This is a genomic window from Kitasatospora sp. NPDC034023 (assembly GCF_055575795.1).
This window is the reverse complement of record NZ_JBVIRY010000005.1, coordinates 75,755-91,558: the sequence shown is the minus strand read 5'-3', so window position 1 is coordinate 91,558 and position 15,804 is coordinate 75,755. Positions and strand designations below refer to the sequence as shown.

General features: G+C 72.3%; 15 protein-coding genes. 8 read left to right on the top strand and 7 right to left on the bottom strand.

What is annotated here, in order from left to right:
* Positions 1-71 precede the first annotated feature (71 nt).
* Positions 72-926: an AfsR/SARP family transcriptional regulator gene (locus ACZ52R_RS09460; protein WP_465621946.1), complete on the bottom strand. Its 855-nt coding sequence runs from the start codon at positions 924-926 to the stop codon at positions 72-74.
* A gap of 359 nt (positions 927-1,285) precedes the next feature.
* On the bottom strand, positions 1,286-2,017 hold the full coding sequence (locus tag ACZ52R_RS09455) for a ScbR family autoregulator-binding transcription factor (RefSeq protein WP_465621888.1): 732 nt from the start codon (positions 2,015-2,017) through the stop codon (positions 1,286-1,288).
* A 459-nt stretch (positions 2,018-2,476) separates the two neighbouring features.
* Between ACZ52R_RS09455 and ACZ52R_RS09450 the strand changes: the two genes are divergently transcribed.
* A complete protein-coding gene (locus tag ACZ52R_RS09450) occupies positions 2,477-3,475 on the top strand; it encodes a ScbA/BarX family gamma-butyrolactone biosynthesis protein (RefSeq protein WP_465663619.1) in 999 nt (332 codons plus the stop codon).
* Between the two features lie 318 nt (positions 3,476-3,793).
* Positions 3,794-4,324: a DUF5959 family protein gene (locus tag ACZ52R_RS09445; RefSeq protein WP_465621884.1), complete on the top strand. Its 531-nt coding sequence runs from the start codon at positions 3,794-3,796 to the stop codon at positions 4,322-4,324.
* A 13-nt stretch (positions 4,325-4,337) separates the two neighbouring features.
* Here ACZ52R_RS09445 and ACZ52R_RS09440 read toward each other — a convergent pair whose 3' ends face one another.
* Together ACZ52R_RS09440 and ACZ52R_RS09435 are read right to left on the bottom strand one after the other, a co-directional pair.
* Positions 4,338-5,840 (bottom strand): MFS transporter, encoded by a 1,503-nt coding sequence (locus ACZ52R_RS09440; RefSeq protein WP_465621883.1) that lies wholly within the window; start codon positions 5,838-5,840, stop codon positions 4,338-4,340.
* A complete protein-coding gene (locus ACZ52R_RS09435) occupies positions 5,837-6,262 on the bottom strand; it encodes a MarR family winged helix-turn-helix transcriptional regulator (RefSeq protein ID WP_465621944.1) in 426 nt (141 codons plus the stop codon). The genes ACZ52R_RS09440 and ACZ52R_RS09435 overlap by 4 nt, the downstream gene beginning before the upstream one ends.
* A 210-nt stretch (positions 6,263-6,472) precedes the next feature.
* On the opposite strand from ACZ52R_RS09435, the gene ACZ52R_RS09430 reads away from it, so the two are divergent.
* Complete coding sequence (locus ACZ52R_RS09430) at positions 6,473-7,141, top strand: response regulator (protein ID WP_465621881.1); 669 nt, start codon at positions 6,473-6,475, stop codon at positions 7,139-7,141.
* A 305-nt stretch (positions 7,142-7,446) separates the two neighbouring features.
* On the opposite strand, the gene ACZ52R_RS09425 is transcribed toward ACZ52R_RS09430, so the two are convergent.
* From ACZ52R_RS09425 to ACZ52R_RS09415, 3 genes are all read right to left on the bottom strand, one after another.
* Entirely contained in the window at positions 7,447-8,670 is a 1,224-nt protein-coding gene (locus ACZ52R_RS09425) for a sensor histidine kinase (protein WP_465753245.1), read from the bottom strand.
* A 260-nt stretch (positions 8,671-8,930) separates the two neighbouring features.
* On the bottom strand, positions 8,931-10,322 hold the full coding sequence (locus ACZ52R_RS09420) for an ABC transporter permease (RefSeq protein WP_465621878.1): 1,392 nt from the start codon (positions 10,320-10,322) through the stop codon (positions 8,931-8,933).
* Positions 10,323-10,327: 5 nt separating this feature from the next.
* Positions 10,328-11,092 carry an ABC transporter ATP-binding protein gene (locus ACZ52R_RS09415; protein ID WP_465663649.1) on the bottom strand — a complete coding sequence of 255 codons (765 nt, stop codon included), beginning with the start codon at positions 11,090-11,092 and terminating at the stop codon, positions 10,328-10,330.
* Positions 11,093-11,346: 254 nt separating this feature from the next.
* Between ACZ52R_RS09415 and ACZ52R_RS09410 the strand changes: the two genes are divergently transcribed.
* From ACZ52R_RS09410 to ACZ52R_RS09390, 5 genes are all read left to right on the top strand, one after another.
* Positions 11,347-11,748, top strand: a complete 402-nt coding sequence (locus tag ACZ52R_RS09410) for a hypothetical protein (RefSeq protein WP_465663615.1) — start codon at positions 11,347-11,349, stop codon at positions 11,746-11,748.
* A gap of 481 nt (positions 11,749-12,229) precedes the next feature.
* Entirely contained in the window at positions 12,230-13,390 is a 1,161-nt protein-coding gene (locus ACZ52R_RS09405) for a right-handed parallel beta-helix repeat-containing protein (RefSeq protein WP_465663614.1), read from the top strand.
* Positions 13,391-13,583: 193 nt separating this feature from the next.
* Positions 13,584-14,114, top strand: a complete 531-nt coding sequence (locus tag ACZ52R_RS09400) for a CbrC family protein (RefSeq protein WP_465621873.1) — start codon at positions 13,584-13,586, stop codon at positions 14,112-14,114.
* A gap of 369 nt (positions 14,115-14,483) precedes the next feature.
* Positions 14,484-14,999, top strand: coding sequence for a hypothetical protein (locus ACZ52R_RS09395; RefSeq protein ID WP_465621872.1), 516 nt, complete (start codon positions 14,484-14,486; stop codon positions 14,997-14,999).
* A complete protein-coding gene (locus ACZ52R_RS09390) occupies positions 14,996-15,802 on the top strand; it encodes a hypothetical protein (RefSeq protein WP_465663613.1) in 807 nt (268 codons plus the stop codon). Before ACZ52R_RS09395 ends, ACZ52R_RS09390 begins: the two co-directional genes overlap by 4 nt.
* The last annotated feature ends 2 nt before the right edge of the window (positions 15,803-15,804 follow it).

The following is a 15,804-nucleotide window of genomic DNA, read 5'->3' as shown; positions in this document are numbered from 1 at the left end:
CCGTTCGTCCTGCCGCCGTTCGTCCTGCCGCCGTTCGCCCTGCCGCGAACCTGCGACTCAGGCCGCCCGGGTCAGCCGACCCGGCTGAGGCGGGCGGGGCGGGCGGCGGCTCCGTCGGCGGGCGCGGCCGGCTGGTCCTGGTCGGGCCGCTCGGGGCCGGCGAGCAGGATGGAGCGCTGGAGGCGGCGCAGCACGGTGGACGGCTCCATGCCCAACTCCCGTACCAGGGTGTTCCGCAGGCGCTGGTAGGCCTCGAGGGCCTCGCCGCGGCGCCCGGAACGGTGCAGGGCGATCATGTACTGGCCGTGCAGGCTCTCGTGAGTGCGGTAGCGGTCGACCAGGACGGTGAGTTCGGCGAGCAGGACGCGGTGGCGGCCCAACCGCAGGTCCGCCTCGATCCGCTGGTCCAACGCACAGAGCCTGGTCTCCTCCAACCGCTTGGCCTCGACGGCGAGTTGACCGCCGACCGGGACGTCGGCGAAGGCCGGTCCGCGCCACAGCGCGAGCGCCTCGCCCAACTGGCGGGCGGCGAGCGGGAAGTCACCGGCATCCATGGCGCGGTAGCCGTGCCCGGCGAGGCGGTCGAACTCCTGGAGGTCGACGAGGCCGCCTCCGCTGTTCAGCATGTAGCCGCCGGCCGAGGTGACCAGGACGTCCTTGGCGCAGGACGCCCCCGGACCACCGTCGCCCTGGGCTAGCGCGCGGTCGATCAGGTCGCGCAGTTGGAGGACGTAGGTCTGCACGGTGGTCCGCGCACTGCGCGGCGGCCGGCCGCACCACAGTTCGTCGGCGAGGACGCCGGCCGGAACGACCTGGTCGGCCCGTAAGGCGAGCAGGGCGAGTACCTGCCGCGGCTTCGGGGCGGTCGGCACCACCGACACCCCGCACAGTTGGACCCCCAAGGACCCCAGCACCCGGATTTCCACGACGTCCACCCCAAATCCAGACGGGTCGGCGACCCCGACGGCCACCGGCCGGGCGGGTGCTCCGCTGCTCGAGGCCCCCGCGAGGTTGCGCGGAGGGATCGGCTGAGCACCCGACACCTATCCAAAAACAGGACGGACGGTTTGTCAATACAAAACCGAACGCGCTGTTTGTTTTTAGGCGGAGCAATCGCCCCTGGGGAGCAGGACAGCGGACCAGCCGGCGTCAGGACCGGCCGCCCGAAATGGGGAGGGCAGACGACACCGGCCGGCGTCGGACCGGCCCGATCGATCGCCCGACTGATCGCCCGACCGACCGACCCATCGGCCGGCCGACCGGCGAGGAAGCGGGGCCGCCGGCGTCAGACCGAGCCGATCCCGCCCACGCCCGCCTCGGCGACCTCAGCCTCGGCGACCTCGTCCTCGCCGGCCCCGCCTTCGCCGGCCTCCGCGGCCCGGGCCGCCTCAAGTTCGGCCACCACCCGACCACCCCGGTCCGCCCCGAGGTCGAGCGTGGCGAGCACCCCGGGCACGGCGATGCTCGGCATCAAGTGCTGGTACAGGACGGCGATCCGGCGTTCCAGGTCGGCCCGGCCGGACATCTTCTGGGACTGGATCTGCACCCCCGTCCAGGCCCCGGTCACCAGCCACGCCGTCTCGGCGGGCACCACCTGCGGCAGCAGCTCGCCGCGCTCGCCGGCCATCATCAGCACGCTCTCGGCCCGCTGGATCCACCCGGGGGCGGCGCCGCCGCTGAAGTCGCCGAACACGTCCTGGCCGAGGGAGAGCCGCGCGCCCGCGCTCAACAGCGGGTCACGGGGCATGAGATGGGCGACGACCATCCCGAGGTCCACGAACTCCTGCAGCTTGCACTGCCGTTCGGGAAGTTCGTCCCGGCCGAACTGCTCCTCCACGACCCCCTGGGCGAGCTCCCGCTTGGACGCGAAGTGGAAGTACACCGCGCCGCGGGTCACTCCCGCGCGGGCGACGACCTCACCGATCGTCGCCCCCTCGTACCCGCACTCGTCGAAGACCGACGCCGCCGCCTCCAGGATCAGCCGACGCGTTCGGACCGCCCGTTCCTGCCGCACCACCGCAACCACCCACCCGAAACGCTCGGCAAATAAAACCAAACACCCCGTATCTTACCCGCGAATCCTGTGGCGATCCCTGCGTCCCAGGTCACATAGGGGCCCGCCTCTTGGCGCTGGAACCCGCGCGGACGGTATGAGTCGACCAAGTGCCCGAGTCTTCGCTGGAGCCCCTAGAACCGGAGCAGCAGCTCCTACTTGTGGCCGTCACCCTCACGGAAACCCCCCTCGTGATAATGAACTCGTCAAGTTTGAGTCATGAAATCACCGCAGGTCAACCGGCCTTCACCAATCCGGCACAGGCTGCGGAAGGGCTCAGACCCCTTTGGGGCGTATCCGAACGCCCCGCTCGGCCGCCGACGAACCTTCGTTCTGGCTCCTTGAAAAGCAAACCGGTAGGTACGTATCTTACGAGCCCTGAGCAGCCCACCCCGCCCGTTACGGCCTTTCGGAGCGCTCCCCATGACTCTGCTTGCCTTCCGCACGCCTGCCGACGCCCTCACCACCGCCGAGGCCACCGGGGCCCTCCCCGGCCCGGGCCCGGCAACCGGCCCGGCATCCCGCCTGACCAGTACCGTCGCCAAGGAGTACGTCCACCGGGCCTGCCACGCCGAGGTGTTCCTCACCGGCAGCGAGCAGCTGGACGAGACCACCTTCGCGGTCTCCGCGCAATGGCCCCGGGCGCACACCTTCTTCAGCACCCCGGACGGTACCCGGCACGACCCGATCCAAGCTGCTGAAACGATCCGCCAAGTCGGGCTCTATCTCGCGCACACCCGGTTCGATGTCCCGCTCGACCACAAGTTCATGATGTGGAACCTCGACTACACCACCCGGCCGCGCCGGCTGCTGATCGGCCCCAAGCCCACCGACCTCACCATCGAGGCGAAGCTCGTCGCCCAGCCGCGCCGCACCCGCAACACCGTCGACTTCACGCTCAGCACGGTCGTCCGGCGCGGTCCGCACCTGGCCGCCACCGGGCACTCCCGCTTCACCACCGTCTCGAACTCGACCTACCAGCGGCTCCGCCGAGGACGCCACGACGTCGACGCGCTGCCGGCGCCCGGCGTGACCGCAGAGCCGCTGCCGCCGGCTCGGGTCGGCCGGCTCCGCCCGTGCGATGTCGTCCTCACCCCGGCCGACGCACCGGGCACCTGGCACCTCACCCCCGACTTCTGGCACCCGATCCTCTTCGACCACGCCAACGACCACATCCCCGGCATGGTGCTGATCGAGGCGGCTCGCCAGGCGACCAATGCGCTGACCAGCCCGGTCGCCGTCACCCCGACCGCCGCCGCCACCACCTTCCACCGGTACGCCGAGCACGACGCGCCCACCACCATCACCGCCCGGCACACCCCCGGCGAGGACCCGGACGCCCTCACCACCACCGTCACCGGCCACCAGCACGGCGAGCCGATCTTCACCACCGTCCTCACCGGTCACCCGGACCACCGCTGACCCGACGCCCACCGCCGTACGGACCGGGCAGCCCGGCACGGCGGCACCACCCGAACGGCCTGCCCGACCTCACGGTCAGGCGGGCCGTCGGCCTCTCCGAGGGGAGCGGACCGCCACCGAGGGACGAATGGTGCGACGGCTGAACGTTGCGAGGGCTGAACGTTGCCAGGACTGAACGTTGCCAGGGCTGAATGCTGCGAAGGCTGAATGCTGCGAGGGCTGAACCTGGCGGGAACGCACCACCCCTCGGTCTGGCACCGGAGCGAACACCTGCGCGAGGATGTCAGCCCTTGAATCCGCTGCCACCGGGAGCACGCAGTGAGTGAAGTCGCTTCGCACCAGTACGAGTTGATCAGACTGACGGACCGTCCCGGCACCGACGAAGCCCCCGGATGCAACGGGCGGACCGGCGGCCGGAACGTCCGGGTACGGGTGCTCGGGCGGCACGCGCCGGGCTCCCTGCTCGGGCACGACTGGCTGGACTGCGAGATCACCGTCACCGCGGACTCGGTGCGCGGACACTTCGTCACCCTGGTGACCGATCGCCATCTGCAGGAATGGGAAAGGGCCTTGGAGCGGCTCGGCCAGGGGTTCGCGGTCCGCTGGCTGGACGAGGAGCACGGCCCGGAGCTGCGGATCGAACCCGGGCGGCCCGGCGGGCTCTGGCTGACCGTCTCGGACACCGAGAACTCGGGCGTCACACTCCGGGTCGTCCTCTCCCCCGCCCCCGACTGGCTGGACGAGCAGCGCGCACTGCTCGAACTCGTCCGGGCCGCCTATCCGCCCGAGGTGGTCGAGGTCTCCCCCGGCGTCCACGCCTGGCGCGGAACGCCGCGCACCGAGAACTGATGGATCGTCAATGTCACTTCCGGATCCGGCTCGCGATCCGTCCGAGGGAACGGTCGGGCAGGGTCAGGAGGAAGAGCAGGGCCGCGCCGCCGAGCATGAACAGCGCGAGGCCGTGCAGCCCTTCCGTAGTGGCACCGCGACGGAAGAAGGCGGCGTTCGCGGCGGAGGCGGCCATCGCGCCGACGTACATGAAGGTGCGCAGCAGCCCGGCCGCGGAGGCGATGGCGGCCGGATCGGCCTGGTGGTAGAGAGCGGTCTGGGTGCCGATCCCGATCAGGCCCTGCGGGATGCCCGCCACCACACCGACCGCGCTCAGCAGAACGGCCGGGCTGTCCGCGCGCACCCACAGCAGGGCCGCCCCAGCGGCGATCTGGCACGCGGAGCCGATCAGGAGCTTGCCGCGAACGGCCGAACTGCGACCGGTGAGGCCGGAGACCGCGAGGGCGGTGAGCGAGAGCGGCAGCAGGATCAGCCCCGCGCCGGCGGCGGACAGGCCGCGCCCCTCCTCCAGCCACTGGGTGTAGCCGTAAAGGAAGGCGTAGATGGCGGTGCAGCCGAGGAGTTGGCGCACATACGTGGCGATCAGCGGCCGGTTACGGGCGAGCGCCCGCAAGTCGATGAAGGGGGTGCGGGCCCGCGTCTCGCGGACGGCGAAGCCGGCGGCGGCCAGCAGGGCCAGCACCGGCAGGTACCAGAGCGCCGGGCTCGGCTTCATCAGGAACAGCATCAGCGAGAGGAGCAGGACGGCGAAGAGCGCGATTCCGGCGTGGTCGAGGCGGTCGGGCTGGTCGGGCTGGTCCGTTCGGCCGATTCGGTCGGCTTGGCAGATTCGGTCGACCCGGTCGGTTCGGCCGATTCGGTCAGGCCGGTACTGCCGGTCGCGGCGCGCGGCGGCAACGGGCAGGCGGGCCGCACCGAGGACCAGACAGGCAAGCGAGAGCGGCACGTTGACGACGAAGACCGTCCGCCAGCCGCCCGCGCCGATCAGCAGGCCACCGAGGGTCGGGCCGACCACGGCGACGGTCTGGTTGGCGACGGCGAGCACGGTCAGCACCCCGGTGGGGCTGGACCGCCCGGTCCGCTCGGCCTCACCGCGGGTGAGGTGCATCGCGGCGGGGTACGCCGCCGAGGTGCCCAGCCCGAGCAGCACCCGCGCGACGATCAGCAGCCCGAGCGACGGGGCGAGCGCGCCGAGCAGGCCGGCCGTGCCGACCAGTGCCGTCCCGGCGAGATAGAGGCGGCGCGGGCCGTAGGTGTCCACCAGCCGTCCGATCACCGGCTGGCCGACGGCGGTGGCGAGGTAGAGCCCGGTAACCAGCCAGGCGGTCTCGGCGGGCGGCGCGCCGAAGGCAGCCCCCACCGGCACCAGGGCCACCGCGGTCATCGAGGAGTTGATCGGGTTGAGCACCGAGCCGAGCACCATCGGTACGAGCAGCCGTCGATCGAACCCGCCGTCCGGAGCGGACTGCCGACGGTTGGCCCGGAGGCGGGCCAACCGGGCGGCCGGGCCGGTCATCGACGGTTCAGCCGGTCGAGCAGGGTCAAGGCGGCCAGCACGGTGGCGCGTTCGGCCTCGGTGTACTGCTCCTCCATTGCCCTGGCCAGCCACTCCTCGCGTGCCTGACGGCTGTCCGCGATCCGGCCCAGACCGGTCTCGGTGAGGCTGATCAGCTGGCGGCGCCCGTCCTCGGGGTCGGGCCGACGCCCGATCAGGCCGTGTTGTTCGAGCCCGGCAAGGGTGGCGGCCATGGACTGCGGCCGGACCCGCTCGGCGACGGCCAGCTCACTCGCGGAGGTCAGGCCGTCGTTGATCAGCCGGCTGAGCACGGCGGACTGGGAGGGGGTGAGGTCGCTGGTCCCGCTGGCCTCCCGGAGCGTGCGGCGCAGCCGACTGAAAACGGCGCGCAACTCGCGGGCGGCCAGAGCCGCGGAGTCGATGGGGGAAGCCGAGTCAGCGGGGCAAGCGGAGTCAGCGGGGGAAGCCGAGCCAGCGGGGCAAGCGGAGTCGGCGAGGGCGGCGGCAGTACGGACGGTTCGCTTCTCGGTCACGGTTCCACGGTAATTTCATCAGTCTGGACTGTCCAGTCTTGGCTGAAGATTTCTGCGGGTGCGGGACGACCTCCCTCGTATGCCCGGGATAATGGCGGCATGATCGACAATCAGCTCCGCGTCGTCCTCGCCGAGGACTCGGTGATCCTCCGGGACGGGATGGTCGAACTCCTCACCGCGCGCGGCTGCGCGGTGGTCGCCACCGCCGGTACGGCGTCCGAACTGGTCGCCGCCGTCACCGAGCACCGGCCCGACGTGGCCGTGGTGGACATCCGGATGCCGCCGACCCACACCGACGAAGGAATCCGGGCGGCCGTCGAGATCCGGGCCGCGATGCCCGAGGTCGGGATCCTGGTCTTCTCCCAGCACGTCGAAACCACCTGGGCGGCCCGGCTGCTGGCCGACGGCGCCGCCGGTATCGGCTACCTGCTCAAGGAACGGGTGGCCCGCACCTCCCAGTTCGTGGACGCCTTGCACCGGGTCGCCGCAGGCGGCACCGCGCTCGACCCGGAGATCGTCAACGAGCTGATCCGCGGCCGGCGGCGCAGCCGGGTGGACGCGCTCACCCCGCGCGAGCGGGAGGTGCTGGAACTGATGGCGCAGGGCCACTCCAACCGCTCGATCGCCACGCAGCTCGTGGTGTCGGAGCGGGCGGTGGAGAAGCACGTGGCCGCGGTGTTCACCAAGTTCGAGCTGCCGGCGACCGACGCCGACAACCGGCGGGTCAAGGCCGTGCTCGCCTACCTCGCGGAGAGCGGCACATCCTGAGCCGGGCCTATCGGGCCGCTCATGAGCGTTACTCATGGGGCAGGTCATGAGCAGCGCTCATGAGCCCGGCCTCAAGAAGCCCTCTCATAGCCAGCGCATGAGCGTTACTCATGGGGCAGTCTCATGAGCGTCGCTCATCGCGCGGTCATGAGCGATGCTCATGGACTGGCCTCATGAGCGTTACTCATAGGCGCGGTCATGAGCGTCACTCATGGGCCAGGCGCATGAGCGTCGCTCATCGAAGCACTCATGAACGGTGCTCATGCCCCGGCCATGAGCCGCTCTCATGGCCGCCCCTGCCCCCGTCAGAGCCTGCCGGGCAGCTCGGCGCTGACCACCGTCGGTCCGCCCGGCGGGCTGTCCACCCGCAGCACCCCGTCCACCGCCGCGAGTCGCTCGGCCAGGCCCGCCAGTCCGGTGCCCGTGCCGATCGCGGCGCCGCCGCGCCCGTCGTCGCGTACGGTCAGCCGGACCGTCCCGTCGGCCGCGCTCGCGGTCAGCTCCGCCGACCGCGCGTCGCTGTGCTTGGCCATGTTCGTCAGCAGTTCGGCCGCGCAGAAGTAGACGGCCCGTTCTATCACCTCCTCCGGCCGCTCCCGCAGGTCCAGCCGGACCGTGACCGGCACCGGCGAGGCGGCGGTGAGCCCGGGCAGTGCCTCGGCGAGCCCGCCGTCCAGTGCCACCGGGTGGATGCCCCTGGTCAGTCGACGCAGGCCGGTGATGGTGTCGTCGGTCTGCCCGCGGGCCCGGTCGACCAGGGTGCGCAGCCGCCCGAGGTCGGGCTCGGCCGGGTCGGCGAGGGCGTCGTCGGCCAGTGAGAGAGTGATGGCGAGCGCGACCAGTTGCGCCTGGGTGCCGTCGTGCAGGTCGCGTTCGAGGCGCCGGAGTCGGCCGCTGTTCTCGGCCAGCAGGGTGGCCCGGGCGCTCTCCAGCTCGCGCACCCGCTGCTGCGAACGGACCGGCCCGAGCAGCATGCGGGCGAGCGCCCGGTTGGCCCGGCTCAACGCCCGCAGGACGGCGGGTACGGCGGCCAGCAGCGCGAGGCCGGCCGGTATCGCGCCCACGTCCCACCAGCCGACCGGCCTGGGGCCCGGCTCCAGCAGCCGTACCCAGAGCGGGAAGCCCATCAGCCAGACGCTTCCGAGCGGCAGCCCGATCGCGGCCAGGAAGCCGAGCACCCCCACCGGCAGCCGTATGAAGAGGTAGAGCAGCACCCGCCAGGCGACCGGGTCGGTCAGCACCGCCCGGCCCCGGGCGAGCACCCCGGACGGGCGGGGCAGCGGCAGCGGCTCGGGCACCGCTTCGTCGAGCAGCCGCCGGACCAGCCACCGGTGCAGCCGGCCGATCCGCCGTGCCCCGAGCAGGGCGGCCACCACGAAGGGCAGGCCCAGCACGGTGAGCGAGAGCAGTGCCCCGGCGTAGAGGACGGCGACCGCGTAGACGCCGCCGAGCACCCCGAGCGGCAGTCCGAGGACGGCGAACGCCGCCTCGTCACCGCGCACCGCCAGGAATCGCCGCCGCTCAGCCATCGTCCGCGTCACCGCTGTCCACCGCATCGCCTTCCGTCGCACCGCCGTCCACCTCACCACTCACCCGCCGATCGGCCCCCAGCATTCACCAGGTACCGCAGGCACCACCGCATCACCCTGTCTTCCCCCGGCTCCACCGCCCAGCACGGCCGCCGACCCGCTCGCCTCGCCGCCCACGCCCGCACCCCCACTTCCCCCTCCACACCCACCCCCACGCCCACCCCACCCCCACACCCACCGCCACGCCCGAACCCGTCACCTCACCCCCGTTCCCCGCCCACCGACTCCACCGCCGATCCCCCGATCGCCCACAGCCCCGTGCCCACGATCCCGGGCACCGTCAGGACCGCCGCGCCCAGCACCACCCAGGCGCACCCCGCGCCCGGCACCACCGGCACCACCGATCCCCGCACCGCCCAGCTGAACGCCCCCGAGGCCGCGGCCGCGACCGCCGCGCCCAGCAGCACGCCGACCGCCGTGGTCAGCAGCGCCTCCACGGAGAGCATCCGCAGCAGTTGCCGTCGCGTCGCCCCCACCAGGCGCAGCAGCGCGAACTCGCGGCGCCGGTCGGCGGTCAGCGCGACCAGGGTGTTGACCGTGGAGACCGCCGCGAAGCAGACCAGCAGGCCGAGTTCCGCCTGGCGCAGCCAGACGTCGCTCGCTTTGGTGACGCTGGTCGCGGCGCCGGTGGCCCGGGCCACGCGTTCGGCGGTGCTGGTCATGATCAGCATCGTGCCGGAGAGCCCGACCAGCAGCGCGACCGGGACCACGGCCGAGGAGAGCCGGGCCGCGTAGCCGCGCAGGTTGGCATCGGCCAGCCAGCCGGCCCGCGGGACGAGCGCCCGGACCGGGACGCCGAGCACGGCGGCCAGCGCCCGCGCCGCCAACGGCCCCAGCAGGGCGACCGCGACCAACAGCACCAGCGAACCGAGCAGCGAGGCCTGCCCCGCCTTGTCCAGCTCCCCGGGCGGCCTGGTCGCGGCCAGCCTCAGCAGCAGCGCACCGCCCGCCAGCACGGCTGCCCCGGCGAGCAGCCGCAGCACGCCCGTCCCCCGCGGGCCGCCCGTCCCCTCCGTCAGGGCGACGGCCGGCGCGGGCCGGGTGATCCGCCGGGCCGCGACGGCGGTGGCCGCCATCCCGACCAGCAGCGCCACGCCGAGCGCGACCAGCATCGGCACCGGTGACCCGGGTATGTGCAGACCGGGCGCGGCCATCCCGCGCCGCTGCAGGGCGGTGAGGAAGGCGCGGGCGGCGAGGAGGCCCACCGCGCAGCCCGGGACGGCCGCCAGCAGGACGGTGCCCAGGACCTGGGCACGGATCACCCGCCGCACCTGGCGGGGTGTCGCCGCGACGGTGCGCAGCAGGGCCAGGTCACGGTGCTGCTGACGGAGGGTGAAGCCGAGCGCGTTGGCCACGACGAACAGCGCGACCAGGACGGCGATCTCGCCGAACGCCGCGGCGATCACCATCACTCCCGGCCCGGCCACCGGTGCCCGTGCCACCCCCGCCGGGGCCGTCACCTGCGCGGCGACCAGCGAGCCGAACAGCGTCACCGCCGCCATCGCCAGGAACAGTGCCGCCCCCAGCCCGGCGAAGGCCGCGGGCCGCCGCCGGATCTGCCCGCCGGACAGGGCCAGGACAGGACTGCTCATCGCGCTCACCCGCCCAACCGGCTCAGCCGCTCGCCGACCTGCGCGGCGGTCGGCTTGACCAGTTCGTCCACCAGTAGCCCGTCCGCGAGCAGCAGCACCCGGTCCGCATAACCGGCGGCCGCCGGGTCGTGGGTGACCATCACACAGGTCTGACCGTCGGTGTCGACGCCCGTGCGCAGCAGGTCGAGGATGTCGTGCCCGGTCGCCCGGTCGAGCGCGCCCGTCGGCTCGTCGGCGAACAGCACCTCCGGCCGGGCGACCAGCGCCCGGGCGATCGCCACCCGCTGCTGCTGGCCGCCCGACAACTGGCCGGGCCGGTGTCGTTCGCGCCCGGCGAGCCCGACCCGGGCCAGTGCCTCCCGTACCCGGGCCCGCTCCGGCGGCTGTCCGGCCAGCCGCCCGGGCAGCTCGACGTTCTGGGCGACGGTCATCGCCGGCATCAGGTTGAAGGCCTGGAACACGAACCCGATCCGGGTGCGGCGCAGCTCCGCCAACCGCTGCTCGGGCAGCCCGGACACCTCCGTGTCGCCCCACCGGACGGTGCCGCGGGTCGGCCGGTCCATCCCGGCCAGGCAGTGCAGCAGGGTCGTCTTGCCCGAGCCCGAGGGCCCCATCACCGCCGTGAAGGTCCCTGGCGTGAAGGCCACGGACACTCCGCGCAGCGCCCGGACCGCCGCCGTGCCGCGCCCGTACTCCCGGTGCAGCCCGTCCCCACTCAGGGCCGCGCCCGTCACCCCGTCATGCGCCGCCGGGGCTGCGGCTGTCGTCATCCCGTTCATGCCCTCCATCGTGGGCGTCCGGGGCCGGGAGATCGATTGTGCTGGCCCCCGAATCCGGGGTTCGGAAAACCGAACCCCGCAGGTGGTGCCGACTCCTTCGACCAGTCGACTCGAACGGCCACCGACGCGACCCGACATTCCACCGGTCGTCACCCACGACGCGCACGGCGGCTGCTACGGCCGCGTGCCGTCGCCCGGCCACCCGACAACCCCGCGCCCCCACCCCGCCTGTCAGCGGCCCCGTCATGACGGCCGAGAGCGAACACGCCAGGAAGATCGCGACCCTGGCGCGGCGCTTCAGCGTCGGCTGTCTGGTCGCGCTGCTGCCCCGCGCCCACCGCGCGCCCGCGCTCGCGCTCGCCGAACTCGTCGACGGCCTGATCACCGCCGAACAAGCGGTGGCCCATACCCGCCCGGCCGCCGCCGTCGCCTGCCACGCCGGCCAGACCTCCTCCTTCTCCGCCGACGCCCAGGAGCCGGGCGGCGGTCTCGCCGCCTTCCACACCGCCGCCCGCGCCCACCTGGCCCGCCATCTGGCCTCGTACCCGCACGCCCCCGGCTTCTGGCACGAGGTCGGCGCCCTGATGCACCCCTTCCGGGGCACCCTTCCCGCCCTCCTCGCCGCCGCCCACGTGGCATCCCCCTGACCTCCGCGCGCCCCCGGAGAACGGCGGATCGTCACCGTGGGTGGGACGTCGGAAGTACGTGACGAACCGGACCGGCCGGGTCGGTCCCTGCGTGGGCAACTGGTCGAGCTGATCGCCGCTTTGAGCCCCGGCGCCGACCTCAGCCTGCTGTTCCTCGACGAGCCGTCGGTCGCCGACTGGCACGAGCCGCTGCGCTACCACTACTCGGCCGTGTTCCGCGGCGAACGTCCCGCGAGGGTCACCGCTACCGAGACCGTCTCCCGTCACACCCGGTTGGTGCCTGCTTGTGAGCCTGACCTGACAAGGGACTGCCGGGATCCGGGGTGTCCCCTCTCGGCGATGCGAGGAGGAGAGGAACGCCGGGAGTTCGGGCGGTGCGAACGGGCGTCCTCGACGCGCCCGAGCAGTTGCGTAGCGTGATGATGCTCTTACGGATTGTCGATCATCCTGGGAGACGAAAGTGAAGAGACGTGTCACCGCTATGGCCTTCCTGCTCGCTCTGCTGGCCAGTGTCTCGGCGACGGGCACGGCCCGGGCAGCGCCGGTCACGCCACCCGTGGCCTCCGACTGCTCGCAGGACGTCACCGATGCGTTCAACACCTGGCTGGGCGGGGTTCCCGACGGGGCGACCATCCGCCTGGCCCGCAACGGCTGTTACCTGACCAACGGCTCGATCACCTTCACCCAGCGGAGGAACATCACCATCGAGGGCGGCGGCGCGACCATCAAGGCCACCGTCGACGCGCCCGTGAGCACCAACCGCGCGCGGCTCTGGTTCGACCGCGGGGGCGGCTTCGTCGTCCGGGATCTGACTCTGCAGGGTACGAATTTCTCCGAGCACTGCGCGGTGGTCGGCCAGCCCTCCTGCTACAACTCGGCGCGGGAGCACGACGCCGGAGTCAAGATCGGGGGTGCCGACGGCGTTCTGCTCGAACGGCTGCACATCGAGAACACCTGGGGCGACGCCGTGGAGCTCTTTTCCGGTGGAACGTGGGACGGCCAGGGCAACGGAGCCGTGGCGCCGCGCGATGTCACCGTCCGCGACTCAACAGTCCACACGACCGGCCGGCACGCGTTCTCGTGCGACAACTGCCACAACTACGTGATCGAGCACAACGACGTGAGCAACGTCGGCTACTGGATGACCGACGTGGAGATCGAGGGCGCGGTGTGGACCGGGGACGTGACGCTCGTCCGGAACACCTACCGCGATGTCTACCTCGGGCTGCTGGCTGCGGCGAGCGACTACGGGGTGAAACCCGGTCCGTTCATCCTCCGCGACAATGTCCAGACCAGTGACCCCGTCACCTGTTATCCCCCGGTCTACATCGCTCCACCGAGCAACGAATACGGCCCGGCACAGGTCACGGGGAACTCCCTGAGATCGTTCGGCACCACGATCGCGCTCGGAAACGTCTCCCGGGCCGATGTCTCCGGAAACACCACCACCATCCAAGCCGGCGGCTGCGGTTTCGCCGCCGGGGTCGAACTGGTCGGCGTGCCGAGCGGCGAGGTGATCCACAACACGTTCATCGGCGCGGAAGCTGTCGTGCAGACCTACTCGTCAACGGTCACCGTGTGCGGCAACCGTACGACGGCGTCGGGCCCGTACAACGAGCCGGTGCCCTGCGGCAGGGTGTAGACGGGGGGCGAGCCGCAGCGGGGGCCTCAGGGGGCGGGCCCCCGTCCGTCTCGCCCGGCCCCTGGCCACCGACCTCCGCCGCCCGTGGGAGAAACCCGCCGAACCGAACAAGCTCGCCACCTCGGAGAGCTGGTGGGTGTACGCGGCGTCGTCCAGCTGAGCAGCCGTCGCTGCGGTGATACGGTCGCTCGCCGTGACAGAGCCGCTTCCAGAATTCCCGTATCACCCCGACCCGATGGCCACCGGCGCCATCGTCCAGTCCGGCGCAGAGTGCATCTGCTGCCGTCGGGTCCGTGGCTACATCTACGCCGGCCCGGTCTACGCAGCGGAGAACCTTCGGGGTCGGTTGTGTCCGTGGTGCATCGCCGACGGCAGCGCAGCCGAACGCTTCGAGGCCCAGTTCACAGACGTCGTCGACGACGTGCCGCTGGACCGGCTCTTCGCGATCACACAACGCACGCCAGGATTCAGCGGGTGGCAGCAGGAACGCTGGCTGATCCATTGCGGCGACGGTGCTGCCTTCCTCGGGAGCGCCGGGGCCACCGAACTTGTGGACCACCCCGAAGCGTGGGCAGCGCTTCGGCAGGAACTCAGCCACGGGCCTTGGTCCTCGGCGCAGGCCGAGCAGTACCTCAGGGCCTTGACCAGGAACGGCCAGCCAACCGCTTACCTCTTCCGTTGCCGGGTCTGCGGCACCCACCTTGCATACGCGGACGCCACGTAGGCCCGGGCGAGAGGTTGAAGAGCAAGCTCACGTACTCTGCTAGGAGTGCGAGGGCCCCAGGTGGCGCTCCGGATGCGGCGGCCGCGGGTGGGTACCCAGCGAGCCCCACGGACGGACCGGCTGCATCGAAATGCCACAGGGAACAGGTGTGCCCGATCTGCCGGGGCGGGGGTCAACTGACCCTCTCCCAGCTGTCGGAACACCCACGGGGCTACTACCCGGGAGTGGGCTGACCCTGACGCGTGGGCCCGGTCGTTCTTCGCGAGGTTCGCCTGCCGCTGGAACCGGTCGCCACAGCGGTCGCGGAGCGGGCTCACCATTTTCCGCCCCGGCCTCCCCTCCGCCCGCCTCGCAAGAGACCATGATCGGGTGACCATCGACCTGCTGCCCGGCCACGGCGTCCGCCTGCCCGCGCCGCTGCCCGAGGTGCGCTTCGGCCTCACCGAGGCGGCGGTGCGCACGTTGCTGGCCCCGCACGGCGAGCTGCTGCCCGACGGCGTGCGGAACACCTTCGTCTGCGGCTGCCGTTGGGCGCTGGCCTTCCAGCTGCCCGGGGTGGGCGTCACCCTCTGCTCGGACGACCGCGACCGCCTCTGCAGCGTGACCGTCGGCCGGAACCCGAGCGACGACCGGCCCGCCTGCCCGGTCGGCTACCGGGGGATCGACCTGCTCGGCTGGCCGGCCCACGAGCTGGTCGAGGCGTTGCGCGCCGAGGGGTTGCCGGTGCCCGATCCCACCCGCGGCACCCTCCACCACTACCCGCTCCACCTCTACCGCCACCACGCGCCGGGCCGGTCGGCCGCGCCGGGGCGGAAGCCGCGCCACGAAGGGCCGTTCAGCTTCGACGTCGTCTCCTTCTACGAAGCCGCCGAGGCCACCCCATGACCCCACGAATCTCGTCGCCCTCGCCGACCCCGGCATCCTCGTCGCCCTCGCCGACCCCGGCATCCTCGACGCCCTCGCCGACCCCGCAGCCCACCGGCACCGCAACCGGTCCGCACGACGCCGCTTTCCTCCCCCGCCTGCAGTTCGTCCTGCGGGAGCCCGAGCGGCCGATCACCGCTCCCGTCCCCAAGCTCGGCGGCGAGCCCTGCTGGCTGGCCGAACCCGCCTGGCCGCTCTCGCCGACGACCGGTGAACCACTGTTGTTCATCGGCCAGTTCGCCGTCCCCGGCGAGGAGCTGCGACTCGCCTACCTCTTCCTGGAGGAGGGGGAGATCACGGGTGGCATCGACCCGGAGGCGGGCGACGCCCTGCTGCTCGTCCAGCCGGGCGGGCGGATCCCGCCCTTCGCCGTCATCGGCCCGCCCGACACCCGCGGCCGTACGCTGTGGCGCCGCGACCCGGACGGCGACGAGACACCGGTCGAGTTCCACCTCGATCTGCGGCCGCTGCCTGAGGACCTCGACCGGTCGATGGACGAACGGGCCGTCTTCCAGCGGTACTTGCGCGGCGAGGGCCCCGAGGTCCGGTTCCCGGACGGCGGTCACGTGCACGACCACGTCGGCGGTCTCCCGTCCTTTCCGAGCGGCCAAGCCGAGGTCCCCGCGCCCTGGCGGTACTTCTTCGCCCTCTCGGACGCCCCGGACGAGGGCGATCCGTACTTCCTCGACTTCGGTTACGGCGACGGCTTCGGCTTCCTCAGCCCGGACGGTCTGGAGGGCCGCTTCTTCTGGGACATCCCGTAACC

Excerpts from the sequence above, each read along its gene's own strand:
- ACZ52R_RS09450 (WP_465663619.1), top strand. The coding sequence starts at position 2,477 with ATGACTCTGCTTGCCTTCCGCACGCCTGCCGACGCCCTCACCACCGCC.
- ACZ52R_RS09440 (WP_465621883.1), bottom strand. The coding sequence starts at position 5,840 with ATGACCGGCCCGGCCGCCCGGTTGGCCCGCCTCCGGGCCAACCGTCGG.
- ACZ52R_RS09430 (WP_465621881.1), top strand. The coding sequence starts at position 6,473 with ATGATCGACAATCAGCTCCGCGTCGTCCTCGCCGAGGACTCGGTGATC.
- ACZ52R_RS09425 (WP_465753245.1), bottom strand. The coding sequence starts at position 8,670 with ATGGCTGAGCGGCGGCGATTCCTGGCGGTGCGCGGTGACGAGGCGGCG.
- ACZ52R_RS09420 (WP_465621878.1), bottom strand. The coding sequence starts at position 10,322 with ATGAGCAGTCCTGTCCTGGCCCTGTCCGGCGGGCAGATCCGGCGGCGG.
- ACZ52R_RS09415 (WP_465663649.1), bottom strand. The coding sequence starts at position 11,092 with ATGACGACAGCCGCAGCCCCGGCGGCGCATGACGGGGTGACGGGCGCG.
- ACZ52R_RS09410 (WP_465663615.1), top strand. The coding sequence starts at position 11,347 with ATGACGGCCGAGAGCGAACACGCCAGGAAGATCGCGACCCTGGCGCGG.
- ACZ52R_RS09405 (WP_465663614.1), top strand. The coding sequence starts at position 12,230 with ATGGCCTTCCTGCTCGCTCTGCTGGCCAGTGTCTCGGCGACGGGCACG.
- ACZ52R_RS09390 (WP_465663613.1), top strand. The coding sequence starts at position 14,996 with ATGACCCCACGAATCTCGTCGCCCTCGCCGACCCCGGCATCCTCGTCG.